The sequence below is a fragment of the Micromonospora sp. NPDC049799 genome (assembly GCF_040656655.1).
Lineage (GTDB): Bacteria > Actinomycetota > Actinomycetes > Mycobacteriales > Micromonosporaceae > Micromonospora.
On the sequence record NZ_JBFAMU010000425.1, the window covers coordinates 1 to 4,220 of the forward strand.

The 4,220-nt window shown below is 74.4% G+C and carries 5 protein-coding genes and 1 pseudogene; 3 read left to right on the top strand and 3 right to left on the bottom strand.

Annotation, left to right across the window (positions count from 1 at the left end; translation table 11 throughout):
* Positions 1 to 321, bottom strand: a pseudogene (locus tag AB0I76_RS23655) (hypothetical protein); the annotation flags it as partial.
* A gap of 87 nt (positions 322 to 408) precedes the next feature.
* Between AB0I76_RS23655 and AB0I76_RS23660 the strand changes: the two are divergent.
* Entirely contained in the window at positions 409 to 723 is a 315-nt protein-coding gene (locus tag AB0I76_RS23660; protein WP_357039337.1) for a hypothetical protein, read from the top strand.
* Positions 724 to 869: 146 nt separating this feature from the next.
* On the opposite strand, the gene AB0I76_RS23665 is transcribed toward AB0I76_RS23660, so the two are convergent.
* A complete protein-coding gene (locus tag AB0I76_RS23665) occupies positions 870 to 1,214 on the bottom strand; it encodes an STAS domain-containing protein (protein WP_357039340.1) in 345 nt (114 codons plus the stop codon).
* A gap of 101 nt (positions 1,215 to 1,315) precedes the next feature.
* Positions 1,316 to 1,657 (bottom strand): STAS domain-containing protein, encoded by a 342-nt coding sequence (locus tag AB0I76_RS23670; protein WP_357039343.1) that lies wholly within the window; start codon positions 1,655 to 1,657, stop codon positions 1,316 to 1,318.
* Between the two features lie 251 nt (positions 1,658 to 1,908).
* Here AB0I76_RS23670 and AB0I76_RS23675 point away from each other — a divergent pair, with 251 nt between their 5' ends.
* Positions 1,909 to 3,663: a PP2C family protein-serine/threonine phosphatase gene (locus tag AB0I76_RS23675; RefSeq protein WP_357039347.1), complete on the top strand. Its 1,755-nt coding sequence runs from the start codon at positions 1,909 to 1,911 to the stop codon at positions 3,661 to 3,663.
* Positions 3,660 to 4,220, top strand: a 561-nt coding sequence (locus tag AB0I76_RS23680) for a cobalamin B12-binding domain-containing protein (protein WP_357039350.1), incomplete at its 3' end; no start/stop codon positions are given. The genes AB0I76_RS23675 and AB0I76_RS23680, both read left to right, overlap by 4 nt.

Consider the following 4,220-nt stretch of genomic DNA (forward strand, 5'->3'; position numbering starts at 1 on the left):
CGCGGGCCCGCCCCGGGTGGCGTCCGGCTTGCGACGTTGGCCGGCCGGGGCCGGGCCGATGCGCCGGCCCTTGTCGAGGTGGGTGAGCTGCTTGGAGGCGCTCAGGCTGGCACCGGTCTCGCTGGCCTGCATGCCACGTTCCCGCGCCTCGCGGGCCAGGGCCCGACGGCGCTGGTTGTCGCCCTCCATCTGCTTGCGCATGGTGACACCTCGCTTCGGCTGAGCGTGCGTACGTCCGTCGGTCGCCTTCCCGTCGAGGCCGGGGAAGTAACGGGCCGGACGGGTCGACGGCGGGGTGCCGACGGTGTCCGGAAGCTTCATCCCGGGCGGGTGAGGGGGCGTCACCCGGAGGCGGCCCACGATGGCGATGGACCGGGGAACTTCCGATGTACGCGGAAGGAAAGGTCGATGAAGAGGATCGTCGAGATCGTTCCCGCCCGACCCGGCTGGTACGCCCGCTGGCGGCTCTCACCCGAGGACACCCGCAGTTACGCGGTCAGCCTGTGGGCGCTGCTGGAGGACGCGGACGGCACTGGCCGTGAGGTGATCGGCGTGGACTGTATCGGCCAGTGGCCGGGCGCGGACGACAACGAGGCGGGTGGGGAGTTCGTCCGCTATCTCTTCCAGACACCGGATTCCGGCTCACCGGATGACGCCGAACCTCTCCGGACCGAGCAGCAGCGGACGACCGGACCTCGACTGCAACCGGTCACCGCGCCCTGAACCACACTCCGGCCCCCGACCCCTGGTCCCAGGGTCGGGGGCCACCCCCCGGTCCGGGCCGCAGGCTGGTTCCCGGCGGTGTGGGTGGGCTCCCCCCCGTGCGGAGACGACAGCGATGACGTCGGGTGGATCGGGGCGCGTCCGGGTCAGCCGGCCTCGCGCAGGCCGCCGTCCGCGCTGGGATCGACGGCGAGCAGCTCGACGAGGCCAGTGCGGTCGAGGAGCTGCTGAAGCTGCGAGCTGACGCCCGTCAGGCGCACCGGGCCGGTGCCGGCGCGGTGCACCACCACGAACGCACTGAGGCCGGACGAGTCGCAGAGCCCGACGCCCGTGAGGTCGATCACCAGGTCGTGGCAGCCGTCCCGGCGCAGCTCGGCCACCGCGTCGATGAGCTCCGGCGCGGTGTCGTAGTCCAGGTCTCCGGTCAGCCGCAGCCGGGCGTGCCCGGCGCCGAGCCGGGTCACCTCGATGGTCAACAGCTGGTGCGCCATGACTCCATGTTCCCAGCACGACGGCGGATGGCAAACAGCGGGGAGCACGGCGATCCCTACCGGGCCCGCGAGGTGGTGCCGGCGGCCCGCCGACGCAACGCTCAGGCCTGACGTTGCACGCGCATTGCGCTGTGCGCGTCGCCCATCGGGCGGGCCAGCAGGCCCATGACGCCCGTCATGTTCAGGATCGTCTCCAGGAAGCGGGGGACCGCGCGCAACTCGATGGCGGTGCCGGCCTGCTGCCCCTCACGCCAGGCGTGCACGATGACGCCGAGGCCGGTGCTGTCGATGAACTCCAGTCCGGCGAAGTCCAGGACGAGCACCGCAGGCGCGTCGGCGAGCGCCCGCTCGACCTCGTACCGCAGCGGTGCGGCCGTGGTGTAGGCCAGGTCGCCACCGACCATGATGAGGGGGGCGTCCGGATCCGACCGATCGACGGACATGATCAGCGGCACCGTCTCCGCCTTCCTCCCATGGGGTGACACGTTCAACGCCTTTCCGCAGGCGGCCGCTCGGGCAGGGGCCGAGAGGATCGTAACAACGCCCGTCCGGACCCGCCCGGTGTGCGGCCATCCACCCGCGAGGGCGTGGGGTGGCGGAACCGGCACACCGGCGTAGGGTGGGTCGAAGAGACGTGACCACGAGCGCCGTGTCCGGCGCGTTGCAGGTGTCGACAAGGAGTGGGGCTCAGCTGGTGACTGCTGCCGACGTCAGGGGTCAGGACCCGGGCGACGGAAGGATCTCCACGCCGAGTGCCGCGCGGGCCCCGGCGTGGCCCGTCGACGCCCCGGCTCGCTCCGCCGCCCTGCCCGCCCTCGCCCCGGACCGCGGCCACGCCGCACCGGACTGGTCCGAGGTCGTCGAGCACTTCCGGGAGGGCCTCGTCATCTGCGACGCCGACGGCGTCGTCCGCCACCTCAGCCCGGTCGCCGAGCGGCTGCTTCCGGAGGTCGTTCCGGGTGAGCTGCTGGCGGCGGCCGGTGTCGCCGGGCTCGGCGCCGGCGGTGACTTCACCCACCACGGGCGTCGGCTGCGAGCCCGCCGGGTCCCGTTGTCGGCCGCCCGCTCCTGCTGGTACGTCGAGGACGTCACCGAGATCGTCTCCCGCGCCGACGCGCTGCTCGCCGAGCGGGCCCGTTCGGCGTTCCTCGCCGTGGCCGGCGAGAAGCTGGGCAACCCGCTGCACCCCGACCGGGCCGCCTCCGCGGTGGTCCGGCTGGCCGTGCCCACCCTGGCCGAGGTCGCGGTGCTGGTGCTGGCGCCCCGGTCGGGGCGGTCCCGCTGGTGGCGGGCGTCGCGGGGCGAGGACGAGGCGCCCACCGTCGACAGCGGCGTGCTCGCCGCCCCCGATCTGCCCCCGGCCATCGTCGAGGGGCTGCAGGGCTCCGAGCCGCACGCCGTGGACTGGCTGGTCGAGCAGGCCGTGGAGGCCGGGTGGCTGCCCGGCCTGACCTCCGTCGAGGCGTGCGCCCGGGTGGTGCCGCTGCCCGGCCGGGACGCGCCGGCCGGGGTGCTGCTGGTGGCCCGGCGGGCGACCCGGTGGTACGACGACGCCGACATCGATCTCGTCCGGGCCTTCGGGGCGCGGGCCGGGGCGGCGCTGACCACCGCCATGCTCTACCGCGACCAGGCCGAGGTCGCCGACACGCTCCAGGCCAGTCTGGTGCCGGTGGAGCCGGCCGAGGCGACCGGCGTGCAGTGGGGCACCGCGTACCGGCCCGCGCAGGCGGGGTTGCGTATCGGCGGGGACTTCTACGGCTCCCACCGGCTGCCCGACGGCGGCTCGCTGTTCTTCCTCGGCGACGTCTCCGGCAAGGGCGTCGAGGCGGCCGTCTTCACCGGGCAGCTCCGGCAGTGCCTGCACGCGCTGCACCGGGTCGAGTCGCACCCGGGGCGGCTGCTGAAGCTGCTCAACGACGCGTTGCTGGAGACCACCCAGGCGCACGACCGGGGCCGGTTCGCCACCATGGTGCTCGGGGTCGTCAGGCCGCACCGCGACGGTGGGCTCACCCTGGCTCTGGCCGGCGGTGGCCATCTGCCGCCGCTGGTGCTGCGGAACTCCGGCGAGGTCGAGCAGGTGCCGTTGAGCGGCATGCTGGTCGGTGTCGTGCCGGATCCGCGCATCGGCGAGGCGACGGTCCGCCTGGAGGCGGGCGAGACGTGCCTGCTCTACAGCGACGGCGTGACCGAGGCGCGCGGCGGCCGGAGCGGGCAGGAGCAGTTCGGCCCCGAGCGGCTGGTCGGCCTGGTGAGTGGTTGCCACCGCATGCCGGCGCCGGCCCTGGCCGAGCGGATCGAGCAGGTCACCTGTGACTGGCTGGGGCACGGGGACCACGACGACATCGCCGTGCTGGCGCTGCGCGCGACCGGCCCGGGTGGGCGTGTCCCGCGGCATCTGCATGCGGTGCCCGAGCCGGCGGCGACCGACACGAGGGAGTCGCGCCCGTGAGTGCTCCGACCACCGAGACCGGCCTGACCGGCGCCTGGTCCGGCTACCTGCACTGCCTGGAGGAGGCCGACGAGTACGCCGCGATCGAGGTGGCGACCGGTCTGCTGGAGGGCGGCGTGCCCGCCGAGCGGGTGCTGCTGGACCTCGTCGCGCCCGCGCAGGCCGAGGTGGGGGAGCGGTGGGCGCGCAACGAGTGGAGCGTCGCCCAGGAGCACGCCGCCACCCACATCAGCGAACGGGTGGTGGCGGCGGTCGCCGCGCACGCCAATCCGCGTCCGACGCGGGGGCGGGTCGTGGTGGCCTGCATGGACGGCGAGTGGCACGCGCTGCCGCCCCGGCTGGTGGCCGAGGTGCTGCGGCTGCGCGGCTGGCAGGTGACCTTCCTCGGAGCGAGTGTCCCGGCCGCGCACCTGGTGTCGTACCTGCACCGGCACGACGCCCACGCGGTCGCGCTGGCGTGCGCGCTGCCGATGCGGCTGCCGTACGCGCACCGCATGATCGAGGCGTGCCGCCGCTCCGACGTCCCGGTGGTCGTCGGCGGTCGCGGTTTCGGGGCG

Excerpts from the sequence above, each read along its gene's own strand:
- AB0I76_RS23670 (WP_357039343.1), bottom strand. The coding sequence starts at position 1,657 with ATGTCCGTCGATCGGTCGGATCCGGACGCCCCCCTCATCATGGTCGGT.
- AB0I76_RS23665 (WP_357039340.1), bottom strand. The coding sequence starts at position 1,214 with ATGGCGCACCAGCTGTTGACCATCGAGGTGACCCGGCTCGGCGCCGGG.
- AB0I76_RS23660 (WP_357039337.1), top strand. The coding sequence starts at position 409 with ATGAAGAGGATCGTCGAGATCGTTCCCGCCCGACCCGGCTGGTACGCC.